This is a genomic window from Pseudomonas sp. IT-P171 (assembly GCF_949767765.1).
Taxonomy (GTDB): domain Bacteria; phylum Pseudomonadota; class Gammaproteobacteria; order Pseudomonadales; family Pseudomonadaceae; genus Aquipseudomonas; species Aquipseudomonas fluorescens_B.
On sequence record NZ_CATKQN010000022.1, the window covers coordinates 480,481 to 495,208 of the forward strand.

General features: G+C 60.6%; 16 protein-coding genes. 9 read left to right on the forward strand and 7 right to left on the reverse strand.

All coding sequences use genetic code 11. The annotated features are described in order from the left end of the window. Positions 1-51: 51 nt before the first annotated feature. On the reverse strand, positions 52-1,263 hold the full coding sequence (gene alaC / locus ACM6I5_RS17180; RefSeq protein ID WP_017340399.1) for an alanine transaminase: 1,212 nt from the start codon (positions 1,261-1,263) through the stop codon (positions 52-54). Positions 1,264-1,402: 139 nt separating this feature from the next. Here alaC and ACM6I5_RS17185 point away from each other — a divergent pair, with 139 nt between their 5' ends. The 3 genes from ACM6I5_RS17185 to ACM6I5_RS17195 all read left to right on the forward strand — a co-directional run bounded on the left by ACM6I5_RS17185 (position 1,403) and on the right by ACM6I5_RS17195 (position 3,204). Further along, positions 1,403-2,065, forward strand: a complete 663-nt coding sequence (locus tag ACM6I5_RS17185) for a LysE family translocator (RefSeq protein ID WP_414877898.1) — start codon at positions 1,403-1,405, stop codon at positions 2,063-2,065. 67 nt (positions 2,066-2,132) lie between these two features. Beyond that, entirely contained in the window at positions 2,133-2,618 is a 486-nt protein-coding gene (locus ACM6I5_RS17190; protein ID WP_414884260.1) for a GyrI-like domain-containing protein, read from the forward strand. 97 nt (positions 2,619-2,715) lie between these two features. Next, positions 2,716-3,204, forward strand: a complete 489-nt coding sequence (locus ACM6I5_RS17195; RefSeq protein ID WP_017340396.1) for a GNAT family N-acetyltransferase — start codon at positions 2,716-2,718, stop codon at positions 3,202-3,204. Positions 3,205-3,246: 42 nt separating this feature from the next. Here ACM6I5_RS17195 and ACM6I5_RS17200 read toward each other — a convergent pair whose 3' ends face one another. After that, the gene (locus tag ACM6I5_RS17200; RefSeq protein ID WP_414884261.1) at positions 3,247-3,852 is read right to left on the reverse strand and encodes a pyridoxamine 5'-phosphate oxidase family protein; all 606 of its coding nucleotides are present in this window, start codon (positions 3,850-3,852) and stop codon (positions 3,247-3,249) included. 7 nt (positions 3,853-3,859) lie between these two features. After that, positions 3,860-4,345 carry a GNAT family N-acetyltransferase gene (locus tag ACM6I5_RS17205; RefSeq protein ID WP_017340394.1) on the reverse strand — a complete coding sequence of 162 codons (486 nt, stop codon included), beginning with the start codon at positions 4,343-4,345 and terminating at the stop codon, positions 3,860-3,862. Between the two features lie 141 nt (positions 4,346-4,486). Here ACM6I5_RS17205 and ACM6I5_RS17210 point away from each other — a divergent pair, with 141 nt between their 5' ends. From ACM6I5_RS17210 to ACM6I5_RS17220, 3 genes are all read left to right on the forward strand, one after another. Beyond that, complete coding sequence (locus ACM6I5_RS17210) at positions 4,487-4,912, forward strand: YybH family protein (protein WP_414884262.1); 426 nt, start codon at positions 4,487-4,489, stop codon at positions 4,910-4,912. 66 nt (positions 4,913-4,978) lie between these two features. Beyond that, entirely contained in the window at positions 4,979-5,323 is a 345-nt protein-coding gene (locus tag ACM6I5_RS17215) for a YciI family protein (RefSeq protein WP_414884263.1), read from the forward strand. 48 nt (positions 5,324-5,371) lie between these two features. Beyond that, on the forward strand, positions 5,372-6,607 hold the full coding sequence (locus ACM6I5_RS17220; protein ID WP_414877902.1) for an RNA polymerase sigma factor: 1,236 nt from the start codon (positions 5,372-5,374) through the stop codon (positions 6,605-6,607). 12 nt (positions 6,608-6,619) lie between these two features. On the opposite strand, the gene ACM6I5_RS17225 is transcribed toward ACM6I5_RS17220, so the two are convergent. Further along, a complete protein-coding gene (locus ACM6I5_RS17225) occupies positions 6,620-7,474 on the reverse strand; it encodes a LysR family transcriptional regulator (RefSeq protein ID WP_017340390.1) in 855 nt (284 codons plus the stop codon). An 89-nt stretch (positions 7,475-7,563) separates the two neighbouring features. On the opposite strand from ACM6I5_RS17225, the gene ACM6I5_RS17230 reads away from it, so the two are divergent. After that, positions 7,564-8,001 (forward strand): multidrug/biocide efflux PACE transporter, encoded by a 438-nt coding sequence (locus ACM6I5_RS17230; protein ID WP_414877903.1) that lies wholly within the window; start codon positions 7,564-7,566, stop codon positions 7,999-8,001. 42 nt (positions 8,002-8,043) lie between these two features. Here the strand turns inward: ACM6I5_RS17230 and ACM6I5_RS17235 are convergent, their stop codons facing one another. After that, the gene (locus tag ACM6I5_RS17235; RefSeq protein ID WP_017340388.1) at positions 8,044-8,802 is read right to left on the reverse strand and encodes an SDR family NAD(P)-dependent oxidoreductase; all 759 of its coding nucleotides are present in this window, start codon (positions 8,800-8,802) and stop codon (positions 8,044-8,046) included. Positions 8,803-8,923: 121 nt separating this feature from the next. Between ACM6I5_RS17235 and ACM6I5_RS17240 the strand changes: the two genes are divergently transcribed. Further along, the gene (locus ACM6I5_RS17240) at positions 8,924-9,820 is read left to right on the forward strand and encodes a LysR family transcriptional regulator (RefSeq protein ID WP_017340387.1); all 897 of its coding nucleotides are present in this window, start codon (positions 8,924-8,926) and stop codon (positions 9,818-9,820) included. Positions 9,821-9,830: 10 nt separating this feature from the next. Here the strand turns inward: ACM6I5_RS17240 and ACM6I5_RS17245 are convergent, their stop codons facing one another. Further along, the gene (locus tag ACM6I5_RS17245; protein WP_414884264.1) at positions 9,831-11,444 is read right to left on the reverse strand and encodes an inorganic phosphate transporter; all 1,614 of its coding nucleotides are present in this window, start codon (positions 11,442-11,444) and stop codon (positions 9,831-9,833) included. Positions 11,445-11,742: 298 nt separating this feature from the next. Then, positions 11,743-12,765, reverse strand: a complete 1,023-nt coding sequence (locus tag ACM6I5_RS17250) for a transporter (protein ID WP_017340385.1) — start codon at positions 12,763-12,765, stop codon at positions 11,743-11,745. A 275-nt stretch (positions 12,766-13,040) separates the two neighbouring features. Between ACM6I5_RS17250 and ACM6I5_RS17255 the strand changes: the two genes are divergently transcribed. Then, entirely contained in the window at positions 13,041-14,666 is a 1,626-nt protein-coding gene (locus tag ACM6I5_RS17255) for a methyl-accepting chemotaxis protein (RefSeq protein ID WP_414877910.1), read from the forward strand. Positions 14,667-14,728: the final 62 nt, after the last annotated feature.

A 14,728-nucleotide genomic window follows, 5' to 3' on the forward strand; every position in this document is an offset into this window, starting at 1 on the left:
AAGTCCGCTATCGCGAGCAGGCTCGCTCCCACAGTGTTATGTGTCCAGGCCTCAGGATTTGCTGACCAGCCCATCCGCCCTGAACATTGCGCGAATCCCGCGCACGGCCTGGCGAATCCGGTCCTGGTTTTCGATCAGCGCGAAGCGCACATGATCATCCCCATACTCACCAAACCCGACACCCGGCGAGACGCAGACCTTGGCCTCGGCGAGCATTTTCTTGGCGAACTCCAAAGAGCCAAGGTGCGCGTAGGCTTCGGGAATCTTCGCCCAGACATACATCGATGCCTTCGGATTCTCGACCATCCAGCCCAGCTCGTGCAGGCCTTTGACCAACACGTTGCGGCGCTGCCGGTACTGCTCGGCGATGTCCTTGACGCACTGCTGATCGCCTTCCAGCGCCGCAATGGCCGCGACTTGCAGCGGAGTGAACGTGCCGTAGTCGTGGTAACTCTTGATCCGCGCCAGGGCGTTGACCAGTTCCGGGTTGCCGACCATGAAGCCGATGCGCCAGCCCGCCATGTTGTAGCTCTTGGACAGGGTGAAAAACTCCACCGCGATGTCCTTGGCGCCCGGCACTTGCATGATCGACGGAGCTTTCCAGCCGTCGTAGACGATGTCGGCGTAGGCCAGGTCGTGCACCACCAGTACGTCGTACTGCTTGGCGAGGGCGATCACACGCTCGAAGAAGTCCAGCTCAACGCACTGTGCGGTCGGGTTGGACGGGAAGCCGAGGATCATCATTTTCGGTTTCGGAATCGAGCCGCGAATCGCCCGCTCCAGTTCGGCGAAGAAGTCCACGCCCGGAATCAATGGCACCGAACGCACCTGGGCACCGGCAATCACCGCGCCGTAGATGTGAATCGGGTAGCTCGGGTTCGGCACCAGCACCGTGTCGCCCTGATCGAGGGTGGCCAGCATCAAATGCGCCAGGCCTTCCTTGGAGCCGATGGTCACGATGGCTTCGGTTTCCGGGTCGATGTCGACCTCGTAGCGATCCTTGTACCAGTTGGAAATCGCCCGGCGCAGACGCGGAATGCCCTTGGACGTCGAGTAACCGTGGGTGTCTTCGCGTTGGGCGACGGTGACGAGTTTTTCGACAATGTGCGGCGGCGTCGGACCGTCGGGGTTGCCCATGCTGAAATCGATGATGTCTTCGCCACGACGACGGGCGGCCATCTTCAGCTCGGCAGTGATGTTGAAAACGTAAGGGGGGAGTCGATCTATGCGCGCAAAGCGGCGCGGCGAACCTGGGTTAGCCATTGTTGCCTCGGATAACGTGAGCGCCCGGAACCGTCCGAGCGACGCTGGTCACTGCGGTGACCTGTTGCGGAAGATAAGGGGTGGCATGGCACACTGTCCAGCCAGTGTGTAAACAAATTTTTCCGAAGGATAACGGTTGATGGAATTTAGCAGCGGCTTCTTGCTGAGCCTTTCTTTGTGCCTGGACATCGGCGTGGCCAATATCGCGATGATCACCCTGGCCATGCAGCGCGGCTATTTTCAAGGCTTTGCGCTGGGATTGGGGACCTGCGTCGGCGACCTGATTTACGCGGTGCTGGCACTGGCTGGCATGACTGTTTTGCTGCAATACGAAACCGTGCGCTGGGTGCTGTGGATCGGCGGTTCGGTGTTGCTGGTGTACTTCGCGGCGAAGATGATCTATTCGGCGATTCACCACGAAGCCGTATTGGCACAGACCGCTGAAGTCGGTCACAACTCGCACCGTAAAGAGTTTTTCCGCGGGATCTTTCTCGCCATGTCGTCACCCAGCGCCATTCTCTGGTTCGCCGCGGTGGGTGGCACGCTGATTGCGCGGTCCGGCGGTGGCGGGGCACTCAGCTCGGCACTCTTTCTCGGCGGTTTTCTCTGCGCGGGATTGCTGTGGTCCGCCGGCCTGTGTTTCGCCGCGAGCCATGGCGGCAAGTTGCTCGGCGACAAGCTGCTGCGTTACTCCTACATGGCATCGGCAGCGATCTTCTGCTATTTCGCCGTGTACGTGATTCTATCGGGCTACAACGAGTTTGTAGGCGTGGCTGCTGTCGAGGCGTTGCACAGCCTCTGACTGGGCTAATCGGGTTTGGCTTCTATACTCCCAGCCGAACCCACTTTTTTGATCCAGGAGTCGAGTCATGGATGAACAACCAGACGTAAAACCGGCCGAGCCACGTTTTGAACACGGGCACTTTCTGCTCATTGCGGGGCTTGGTGGACGATTTACCCAACAGACCACGCAAGGCATTCCCGAACTCTGGGAGAAATTCGTTCCCGAGATTGGCAAGATTCCCGGTCAAAAAAGCGAAGTGACCTACGGCATCTGCTGCAATCCGGATGGCAAGGGCGGCTTCGAATACATCGCGGGCGTCGAGATCGAAAAACTCGACGACCTGCCCGAAAAGTACCGCTGGGTCGAGGTTCAACCCCAGTATTACGCGGTGTTCGAGCACAAAGGCTCGCTGGACCAGTTGCCCGAGACGTTTCAGTACATCTGGAAAACCTGGTTGCCGCAGTCCGGTAAAGAGGCCGCGGACGCCCCGGAATTCGAACGCTACAGCGAAGACTTCAACCCGAAGCTCAAAACCGGCAAGCTGGAAATCTGGCTGCCGCTCAAGGCGTAACGTCGGTATCGAGAGGCGGATCCGCGATTCGCCTCTCGATGTCGTGCCGACGCTGATTTATGATCCCCAGCCTTTCCCCCGCTGATTCCGAGCTGCCATGAACACCGTCATCCGCCACGTCACCCCCGCTGACCTGGACCGCTGCTACGCCATCGAAACCGTTGCCTACGAAGGCGACGAAGCCGCCACCCGGGAGAAAATCGCCACCCGCATCGCCACCTGGCCCGAGGGGTTTATCGTCGCCGAAGTGGACGGTGTTGTAGCCGGTTTCATCAACTCCGGGGCGGCGTTTCAGGTCGAGATGTCGGACGAAGCGTTCAAGGAACTGATCGGCCACGACCCGGCCGGCCCGCACGTGGTGATCATGTCGGTGGTGGTGCACCCGGATTATCAGGGGCAGGGTCTGGCGAAACGCTTGATGGGCGAATTCATCGAGCGGATGCGTGCGTTGGGCAAGGCCAGCATCAACCTGATGTGCAAGGAGCGGCATATTCCGCTGTATGCCGGGTTTGGCTTCGCCTATATCAAGCCCTCCGCGTCGGATCATGGAGGGATGGCTTGGCATGAGATGGTGCTGACTCTGTAACCAGATTCCATCGAACACCGAAGATCGAGTGTGGGAGCAATATCAGTAGAGGCTATCCCGCACCCGCGCCGGCGCTTCCCGGTCATACGTCTCGGCATCAAACGCCCCATCATTCAAGCGCTTGTGAAACGCCCCCGCCGTCGGCAGCGCCGAGCGATCCAGATGCTTCTCGGGGTTCCACAAATCCGACCGCACGATCGCTTTCGAACAGTGAAAAAATGCCGCCTCCACCGTCACCAGCATCACCGTGCGCGCCGGTTTGCCGTTGACCGCGAAGCTTTCCAGTAGCCCCGGTTCATTGCTGATCTGCGCCGAGCCGTTGACCCGCAACGTCTCGCCGATCCCCGGGATGATGAACAGCAGCGACACCCGTGAATCGAGCACCACATTGCGCAGTGTGTCGATGCGGTTGTTGCCCGGGCGGTCCGGTATCGCCAGGGTGCGCTCATCGATGATTCGCACGAAACCCGGCGTGTCACCGCGCGGCGAGCCGTCCAGGCCGTCGGGGCCGACCGAGCTGATGATCACCAGTGGCGAGGCGCGGACCATCGCTTGATAGTCCTCGTTCAGAAAGGCGATTTGCTTGCGCATGGCGCGGTCGTGGGGTTGGCCGTAGATCGCTTCCAGTGCTTCGATACTGTCGAGCATAACCACCTCAGAAAATCAGTCCCATGCGCCGTTCGTAACCGATCCGGCCCTTGTAGGCTTCGCCGCTGTCGACCCAGCCGAAACTGGCGTACAGCGCGATGGCGGCCTCGTTGTCCGCATCCACCGACAACTCCAGCGCCCTGATTTCAGGAAATGCCTGGCGCGCCACGTCGGGCAGGGCTTGCAGGCAGGCCTTGCCATACCCTTTGCCTTGATGACGCTGGCCGACTTGCAGTGCATGCAGCGTGGCGCTGTGTTCATCGGCCCAGGCAGGCAGCACCGGCGGACGTTTGAGCAGCAGGAAGGCAACCGGAATGTCATCGGCCAACAGGGCAAATCCTTTGACGCCGGGGCCGGGTTTGGACAACAAGGTGTGCAGCGCACCATGAATGTCGCCGGAGAATCTGATTTGTTCTTTGCGAACTTCGATGGCCTCGACCTGCTGGCGCTGGCGCGCGTTCAGGGTTTCGTAAGGCACGAGTCGGGTTGTCACTGGAGTGTCCTTTTTCCATCAGAAATGAGCCTCGGATTCTAGCGAGTTTGCGCCCATGGATTATTTTTATTTCGACTGTCGATTCGGCATTTCGCCGAACGACTAAGGGTGTCTTCACAACAAAAAACACGGAGAACCACCATGAACGCAACTCGCGAAATCGAGACTCTGATCGACTCCTATCGCCAGGCGGTCATCGCCAAGGATGTCGAGAAAATCATGGCGTTGTATGGCGATGACATCGTCTCCTACGACGCGGTCAAGGCCCTGCAGTTTCGCGGCAAGGCTGCCTACCGCAAGCATTGGCTGGAATGCATGGAAATGTGCCAGGGCGCGCATAAGTTCGACTTCGATCAGATGAACGTCGTGGCGGACGAGCACATCGCCTTCGCCCATTGGCTGGCCCATTGCGGCGGCACCAACGACAAGGGCGAAACCCAGGCCTGCTGGATGCGCGTGACCGCCTGCTATCGTCGCGAGGCCGGCCAATGGCGCATCGTCCACGAACACTGGTCGGCCCCGTTCGACATGACGAGTGGCACTGCGCTGTTCAACCTTGAACCCTGATCGTCGGGAATCAGCGCCAAAACATCAAACTGCAGCCATAGTTGATCAGTTCGATCGGAGAGCCCCATGAAGTACTTATGCCTGGTCTACAGCAACGAACAGGAATTGCACTCACTGCCCGAAAGCCCCAAGGACGCCGAGTGCATGGCCTATGCCGAATCGATCCAGGGCAGCGGCCGCATGCTCGCCGCCGAGGCGCTGGAGTCGGTGCAGACCGCCACTACCGTGCGCATGCGCAACGGCAAAATGTCGATCACCGACGGCCCGTTCGCCGAAACCAAGGAGCAATTGGCCGGCTTCTACCTGATCGACGCCAAAGATCTCAATGAAGCCCTTCAGGTTGCCGGCAACATTCCTGCGGCGCGGGTCGGGTGTGTCGAGGTACGGCCGGTTCGTCAATTGAATCCTTAACGGTCACAGGCAAGGAGATTCCATGGTGACGCAAGGCATGCAGGACTGATGCCCGGAGTGTCGGTCAAGGCTCGGGTCGAGCAGGTTTACCGCGAAGAGTCGCGGCGGATCCTGGCGACCCTGATCCGTCTGCTTGGCGATTTCGACCTCGCCGAAGAAGCCTTGCACGAGGCGTTCTTTATCGCGGTCGAGCGCTGGCAGCGTGACGGTGTACCAGACAATCCACGGGCGTGGCTGGTTTCCACCGGGCGTTTCAAGGCCATCGATGTGTTGCGTCGCCGCGCGCGGTTTGCCGCGTCCCGGCCAATGCTGATCGCTCAACTGGAGGCGCTGGAGCAGGCCGACTGGAGTGACGACGACGTGGAAGACGATCGCTTGCGCCTGATCTTCACCTGCTGTCACCCGGCACTCGCGGCGGATGCTCAAGTGCCGCTGACATTGCGCGAAGTCTGCGACCTGACCACCGAAGAAATCGCCCGGGCGTTTCTTTCCGCACCGGCCACCATTGCCCAGCGCATCGTGCGGGCCAAAGCGAAAATCCGCGACGCGAAAATTCCCTACCAAGTGCCGACCCTGGCGGAATTGCCCGAGCGACTCGACAGCGTGCTGCGGGTGATTTACCTGGTGTTCAACGAAGGCTACTCGGCGTCCGTCGGCACCGAGCTCATCCGTGAAGACCTGACCCGCGAGGCGATCCGCCTCGGGCGTTTGCTGATGGAACTGCTGCCAGAGCCCGAGGTGATGGGCCTGCTGGCGCTGATGCTGTTGCATGAATCACGGCGTCCGGCGCGGACGTCGTCGAGTGGCGAGCTGATCCTGCTGGATGAGCAGGACCGTTCGCTGTGGGACGCCGGGTTGATTGCCGAAGGCTGCGCGCTGATCGAGCGGGCGCTGAGTACCCGGCGATTCGGTCCTTACTGTTTGCAAGCGGCCATCGCGGCGGTACATGCCGAAGCGCCGACGGCGGGGGAGACCGATTGGCTGCAAATTGTGGGGTTGTATGACGTGCTGTTGGCGGCCGTGCCTTCACCGGTGATCGAATTGAACCGTGCGGCCGCCATCTCCAGAAGGGATGGACCGTTGGCGGGGTTGACGCTGATTGAAGGGATTCTGGGGCGCGGGGATTTGCTGGATTACCACTTGGCACATTCGGCGCGGGCCGAGTTTTGTCGGCAGTTGGGACGGGTGGAGGAGGCACGGGCGGCGTATGAGCGGGCGCTGGAATTGACGCAGCAGGTGCCGGAGCGGCGGTTTATCGAGGCCCGGCTCAAGGCTTTGAAATAACGTGCCGGACCTTCATTCCAGCATCTTGCCCAACAACCAGCTCCCCGCCGGCCCCGGCGGATGCAGCCGCGACCACAGCGCATCGACGAACAGCGGTTTTGGCCACCCGCGCACGTTCAACTCCTGCAACGTCCCGGCGCCAAACCGTCCCACCAGCCACCGCGGCAACGGCGCCCAACCGAATCCGCCCTGGGCCATTTCCAGCAGCATCAAATAACTCGGTGCCGACCAGACGCGCCCCTTGGCGCGGCTTTCATACGGATTGACGATCGTCGCCAGACGCAACTCCCGGTGCTGTTGCAAGATGTCCTGATCGATGACAGCCAGCGTTGCCAACGGATGCTCGCGGGACACGAACAGGGCGATTTCGGTGCGCTCTGCCACCGTCGAGCTGACCAGATCCGGTGGGTAACTTTCCTGTTGCTCGGCGAACGCCACATGCGCCCGTCCGCTTTGTACCAGCGCCACCAGGTCATCGCATTCGGCGATCAGGCATTCGAGTTCCAAGTCCGGGTATCGCTGCTCGAACGCACTGAGCGCCGCTTCGAAACGGTCGGACTGATAGGTGTCGGAAATCGCCACGGTCAGCTTCGGCTCAACCCCTTGAGCCAACTGGCTGGCGGTCATTTCCAGACGGCTGGTGGCCGCCAGAATCTCCTCGGCCCGCTGCAACATCACATGCCCGGCCGGTGTCAGGGTCGGCTTGCGGCTACTGCGGTCGAACAGGATCAGATCCAGATCAATCTCCAGGCTCGCCACTGCGGCGCTGATGGTCGACTGACTGCGCCCGAGCTTGCGCGCCGCGGCGGAAAACGAGCCTTGGGTCGCCGCTTGCACAAACGCCTGCAACACTTCCTGGGACGCCATGAACTATCGCCTTGATCGATGGTTATTGGTTATGAAGTATCGGTGCAGGAGTGGATCATGACAACCACAGTCACTCAGGAGCTCTGCTCATGAACATGCAAAAATCCATCACCGAACGTATTTTCCAGGCCATCGGCTTCGAGCTGTTGGCCATCGTGATCTGCACCCCGTTGCTGGCGTGGATCATGGACAAACCGATGCTCGACATGGGCGTCGTCACCGTCGTGATCGCGGCGCTGGCACTGGCGTGGAACGTGCTGTTCAACGGGATATTTGATCGTGTGCTGCAGCGTTTCGACATCGTGCACAACGCTTGGACGCGAGTCGTCCATGCGCTGTTGTTTGAAGGGGGGCTGGTGGCGGTTGGCGTGCCGCTGATTGCCTGGTGGCTCAATGTCAGCCTGTGGCAGGCGTTCCTGCTGGATATCGGTGTGTTGCTGTTTTTCCTGCCGTACACCTACGTTTACCACTGGGCGTATGACGTGGTGCGCGAGCGATGGGTAATGCGCACTTCTTGCCAAGGATGATCGTTAAGCGGGCTGATAGTCAGCCCGCTTAACGCGTGCTGTTTACAAAAACATCCCGCCCGACGCCTCGACGCGCTGGCCGTTGATCCACTGGCTGCCCGGTGCCAGCAGCAGCGCAATCGCGGCGCCGATATCGTCCGGCAGACCGACACGACCCAGCGCGGTATTGTCGGCGATCATCTGGTTCACCTGCGCATTGTCGCGCACGGTACCGCCGCCGAAATCGGTTTCGATCGCGCCAGGCGCCAAGGTATTTACCGAGATGCCCCGTGCACCGAGCTCCTTCGCTTGATAACGCGTCAGTACTTCCATCGCGCCTTTCATCGCCGCGTAAGTGCCGTAACCCGGCAGGCTGAAGCGGGTCAGTCCGCTGGACACGTTGAGGATGCGGCCACCATCCGTCATCAACGGCAGCAACTTCTGAGTCAGGAAAAACGGCCCTTTCAAATGGATGTTCATCAGCAAGTCGAACTGCTCGACGGTGGTGTCGACTAAGTTCGCATACACCCCGATGCCGGCGTTGTTGAGCAAAAAGTCGAAGTGCTGGCGATCGAAACGGCTGCGCAATACCTCGGCGACCTGCGTGGCGAAATCTGCGAAGCGCTCGCTCTGGCCCACGTCCAGTTGCAACATGGCGGCGCGACCACCGAGGCTTTCGATTTCCGCGACCAGTGCCTGCGCCTCATCGGCTTTGCTGTTATAGGTGCCGATGACGTCGACACCCTGGGCGGCCAGATGCAGCGCTGCGTTTTTGCCAAGGCCGCGGCTGGCGCCGGTGATCAGTGCGATTTTGCGATTCATGGGGCTTCCTCAAGGGTGGTGAGTAACGGTGTGAAGGAAGTTTATTTATCCGTCATAGGGTGATAAACAGGCTGAAATTGGAATCACTGATCGGTTAATCCGGACAATCGAAGGTCGAACCATGAACAAACTGGAACTGCTGCGCACCTTCGTTCGCGTCAGCGAGGTGTCGAGTTTTACCCTGGCCGGCGAAAGCCTGGGCTTGCCCCGTTCCACCGTGTCGGAACATGTTCAGGCGCTCGAAGCGCTGCTGGGAACGCGGTTGCTGCAACGAACCACGCGCAGGGTTCAGGCGACACAGGACGGCCTGGTGTTGTACGAACGCAGCAAGGATTTGCTGTCGTACATGGACGAAATCGAAGGGCTGTTTCGCCAGGATGCGGCGTCGCTCACCGGGCGGATTCGCTTCGACATGCCGAACTTCCTGGCGCGCCAGGTGGTGTTGCCGCGGTTGCCGGAATTCATCGCGCTGCACCCCAATCTGGAACTGGAAATCAGCACCACCGATCGCCGGGTTGATGTGCAAAGGGAGGGTTTTGACTGCGTCGTGCGGGTTGGCGTACAACCGGATCAATCGGTGGTCGCGCGTCACGTGTGTGATTTTGCGATGGTCAATTGCGCCAGTCCCGCTTATCTGCAGCGTTATGGCATTCCCGAAACACTCGAAGACCTGGCGCAGCATCGGCTGGTCCATTACGTCGGCGTACTGGGTTCGCGTTCGGAGGGGTTTCTGTATGAGGTCGATGGCAAGCTGCATCGATTACCGATGGCGGGCAGCGTCACGGTGAACAGCACCGACGCTTATGAAGCGGCGTGCGTGGGGGGATTCGGGTTGATTCAGGCACCGCTGAAGGGCATGCAGTCGCGCTTGCTCAGCGGTGAACTGGTGGCGGTGTTACCGCAGTTGAACGCGCCGTCGATGGAGGTGTCGCTCCTCTATGCCCCGCAACGGCGTTTGCCGTTGCGGGTCAGAGCGTTCATGGATTGGTTGGCGCAGATTATCCAGTCCAACGCATAACCTGTGGTGGTCAGAAGATTCGGGTGAACAACCAATACAAACTGCCCGACAACAGAATCGCCGCCGGCAAGGTCAACACCCAGGCCATCAGCAGGTTGCGAATGGTCGTCATCTGCAAGCCACCGCCGTTGGCGACCATGGTCCCGGCCACCCCCGATGACAATACGTGGGTGGTCGACACCGGCAGCCCGAACATGTCCGCCGCGCCGATGGTCAGCATGGCCACGGTTTCCGCCGAGGCACCTTGGGCGTAAGTCAGGTGGCTCTTGCCGATCTTCTCGCCGACCGTGACCACGATGCGCTTCCAGCCGACCATGGTGCCCAGGCCCAGCGCGATCGCCACCGCGATCTTCACCCACAGCGGAATGAACCGTGTGGCATTGTCGATCTGCTGCTTGAACAACTGCAGCTTGCCGGTGGTGTCGGCGTCGAAGTTACCGACCTTGTTTTTTTCCATCAGGCGAATGGTTTCGCTGGTCAGGTACATGTCGTTGCGCACGTTGCCCATGGCCTCGGCCGGGACTTTCGACAGCGAACCGTAACCCTTCACTTCGTTGCCGATGTTGCCGGCCAGCGTCGCGAGGGCGGGGATCAGTTGCGGCGTAGCGTCCTTGGTGCGCATGTAATCGGAGAGCACCGGACGCGGATCGGCGGGTGCGGGCAGCGAGGTGTGCTTCATCAGGGCTTGCTGGGTAACCTCGGCCACGGCGGCGAATTGCAGCGCCTGATCCGCCGGCATGGTGCGGTTCAGCGCATACGCCATCGGCAGGGTGCCCACCAGGATCAGCATGATCAGGCCCATGCCTTTCTGGCCGTCGTTGGAACCGTGGGCGAAGGACACGCCGGTGCAGGTCAGGATCAACAGGCCGCGAATCCACCACGGTGGCGGGGTATTGCCTTTGGGCTCCTTGTACAGCGCGCGATTCTTGACGAAGGCGCGCAGGGCCAGCAACAGCAACGCGGCGGCGGCGAAGCCGACCAGGGGCGAGAGCAGCAACGCATAACCGACTTTGGTCGCTTGCGCCCAATCCACGCCGCTGGTGCCGTCGCGCCCGTGCATCAGGGCATTGGCGACGCCGACACCGATGATCGAACCGATCAGCGTGTGCGACGACGACGCCGGCAAGCCCAGCCACCAGGTGCCGAGGTTCCACAGAATCGCCGCGATCAACAGGGCGAAAATCATCGCGAAACCGGCGGACGACCCGACTTGCAGAATCAACTCCACCGGCAGCAACGCGATGATGCCGAACGCCACCGCGCCGCTCGACAGCAGCACGCCGAGGAAGTTGAACAACCCGGACCAGACCACCGCAACGTTCGGCGGCAAGGAGTTGGTGTAAATCACCGTGGCCACCGCGTTGGCGGTGTCGTGGAAACCGTTGACGAACTCGAACCCCAGCGCGATCAGCAACGCCACGCCCAGCAGCAGAAACGGCGTCCAGGTGGTGACCACCGTGCCGAGTTCGTTCATGTCGTGCATCAGGCTGTACGCGGTAAACAACAGCCCGATCGCCAGCACAGCGAAGAAAATCACGATGGTCAGCAGGCCGGGTTTTTTATCGAACTGCGGCTTCGCGCTGCGGGCGGGCGCCTGGGCGGCGGTGTAGGAAGGAGTAGCCATCACGGACAATCCTGAGGAGAGAAAGGAGTGTCAGTCATGATCATTGCCAAATGTTACAGAGACGCTGCGCTGGGTCAGTGTTTGGCGCTTTTGCTGATCCGTTGATCAGAACCCCGCACCAACATCCAAGGGCTACGCAATCCCCTGTGGCGAGGGAGCTTGCTCCCGCTCGGCTGCGAAGCAACCGTAAACCCGGTACTCGCGGTGTGTCAGAAAAACTGTTTGGCAGGATGTGGGTCCGCTTCGCGACCCAGCGGGAGCAAGCTCCCTCGCCACAGGGGTTCGATGCGCTTCGGGATTAGTAATCCTGCCGCTTGCGAAACGCCCATCGCCCCGCGATCACGGTAAACGTCGCGACCAATGCCACCAGAATCCAGAACCCCTCCGGATCCTGGGAGAGCGGCACGCCCCCCACGTTCATGCCAAAGAAACCGGCAATGATGTTGATCGGCAAGGCCAGCACCGTCACCACGGTCAGGGTGAACAGCGTACGGTTGCTCTGTTCATTCAGGTTGGCGGCAATCTCTTCCTGCAACAGCTTGATCCGCTCACCCAATGCCGTCAGGTCGTTGATGATCAGCGCAAACTCCTCGGTGGACTTGCGCAGCTCCTTCACGTCTTCTTTCTGCAACCATTGCGGCGGACGATTGAGCAGGCGCAGCAACGAGCCCGGCTCCAGCGCCAGCAGCCGTTGCAGGCGTACCAGCACCCGGCGATTGGCACCCAGTTCCGCGCGGTTGGTCGACAGCCGCGAGGACAGCAATTCATCTTCGATCTGATCGACACTGAGGCTGGTCTTGCGCACGATCTGCGTCAGCACCTCGCCCTGGTCGCGCAGCAAATGCACCAGCAATTCAAGCGGCGAACGAAAGCATTCACCGGCCTTCACCGACGAACGCAACTTGTCCACCGAGTGCAGCGGTTGCAGGCGCGCGCTGATGATTAGCCGGCTACGGGCGCATACCCACAACGTCGACACATCCGAGGAGACCATGCTGCTGAGGTTGAACACCACGTCGTTGACCACCGCCAGCAACGCCGAATCGACATGCTCGATGCGCGTCGAACGCGAGCCTTCATGCAAGGCTTCGAAAAATTCGTCGGGCAACTCCAGATGACTTTTCATCCAGCGCTCGCACGCGGCATGGGCGAGGTTCAGGTGCAGCCAGAGAAACTCATCGCTGTCGCCCGGTTGCTGCAGACACCGCAACGCCATGGCCGAATCGATCTCCCGGCCGCGTTCGCCGGGGCGAAAGCTGAAACCGTACAGCAGACCGAACAGGTCCGGGTCGCGATGGCTTTGGTCAATGCTGTGGTTCATGAGGTCTCGTTGTGAGGAGGCGCCTGTCGCGGGTTTCACAGGTTCACTTGAGCCGCATCATCGCAAGCTGTGATGACGTTTTTGTGACGGATAAATAACGCAAACGATTGCGCTGCCGATGGTCGGATTCGCTTAAAGAAGCGCTCTGGCACGCCGATCACGCTTAGGTTAAGTTGCGCGCCGTCGGCCACTCGCCGACGCGGCAGACAGGGATGTCCGATCTACTTTCACGCCTCACCCAGGGCGTGCCTCATTCCTGTCATGAGTACCTTCCGATGTTTCTGCAAAAGTCCTTGAGAGCGCAAATTCTCGCCCTGCTGAGTGGTAGCCTGTTTGCGATGCTGTTGATCGCGCTGGCCTGCTTTCACTTTCTGTCCAGCGGCGTTCAAAGCTATGCGAACTTGATCGACGGCCCGCTGCACACCTCACAATTGATCGATGAAGCCAACCTGCAGTTCAAGGTGCAGGTCCAGGAATGGAAAAACGTTCTGCTGCGCGGCAAGCAACCGGCGGATCTGAACAAGTACTGGAAGCAGTTCGAAGACCGTCAGCGCGATGTGCAGGGCATCCTCGGCGAGCTGGCAGGGCAGAAGGGTATCGAGCCGCAACTCAAGACCCGCATCGAACGCCTGCGTGACGAACACCGCGTGTTAGGTGCGGCGTACCAGAAGGGCCGCGATGCCTACGTGGCGGCCGGTGCCGATCCAACGGCGGGCGATACCGCCGTGAAGGGCGTGGACCGGGCGACCAGTGATCAGATGAGCGAACTGGTCAGCGAGCTGCGCAAGCAGGGCACTGAACAGTCGAAGCGGATCAGCGCCAGTGCCGATCGCACCGTGTTGCTGGGGATCATCGTGATGCTCGCTTCGGGTCTGTTGATCGGCCTGTTGAGCCTGTGGCTGGTCAACCGCAACCTGGTCGAGCCGATCCGCAAGCTGATCGATTACGTGGCGCAACTCAGCCAGGGCAAGTTTGCCGAACGCGTGGCCAGTACCCGTCAGGATGAGCTGGGCAAATTGGCGATGGCGGCCAACACGTTGCGCGATTTTCTCGCCGAAACCTTCAGTCGTTTGCAGGCCAGTACCAAGGATCTGGACGGCGCCAGCAATGAGTTGAAAGCGATCGCCGGCCTCATGGCCAGCGGCACCAACGAACAGTTCCACCGCACCGATCAGGTGGCCACGGCGATGAACGAAATGTCCGCCACGGCGCAAGAAGTCGCACGGCATGCCGCCGATGCCGCGCGTGCGGCGGATGACGCCGACCAGTCCGCCCAACAAGGCGGAAAAGTGATGCAGGGCACCATCCACACCATCACCCGCATGCGCGGTGAAATCGCCAACACCGCGACGGTCATTCGACAACTGGAAACCGACAGCGGCCGCATCGGCAAGGTGCTGGAAGTGATTCGCGGCATCGCCGAACAAACCAATTTGCTGGCGCTCAACGCGGCCATCGAAGCCGCCCGAGCCGGTGAAGCCGGGCGCGGTTTTGCGGTGGTGGCCGATGAAGTGCGCAGCCTGGCCCAGCGCACGGCGGCGTCGATCATTGAGATCAACCAGATTATCCAGACGGTGCAAACCGGTGCGGTAGACGCGGCCCAGGCGATAGAGAGCGGTCAGTCGCGCAGTGAAGAAAGCGTCGAGCAAGTGACGCAGGCCGGTGCCATGCTCGAGCGCATCACCCACGCCGTGGAAGCCATCCGCGACATGAACCGCCAGATCGCCACCGCTGCCGAAGAGCAGACCTCGGTCGCCGAAGACATCTCGCGCAACCTCACCGAGATCACCAGCATTGCCAGCACCAACCTGGACAACGTGCAACGCACCGAAGCGGCCAGCCACAACCTGCATGGGTTGTCGGGACAGCTGAATGAAGTGACGGCACGTTTAAGCGCGTAAGGTTCCAGCGAAACGCAAAAAAGCCGCACGATCCGAAAATCGTGCGGCTTTTTTGGGGGGGA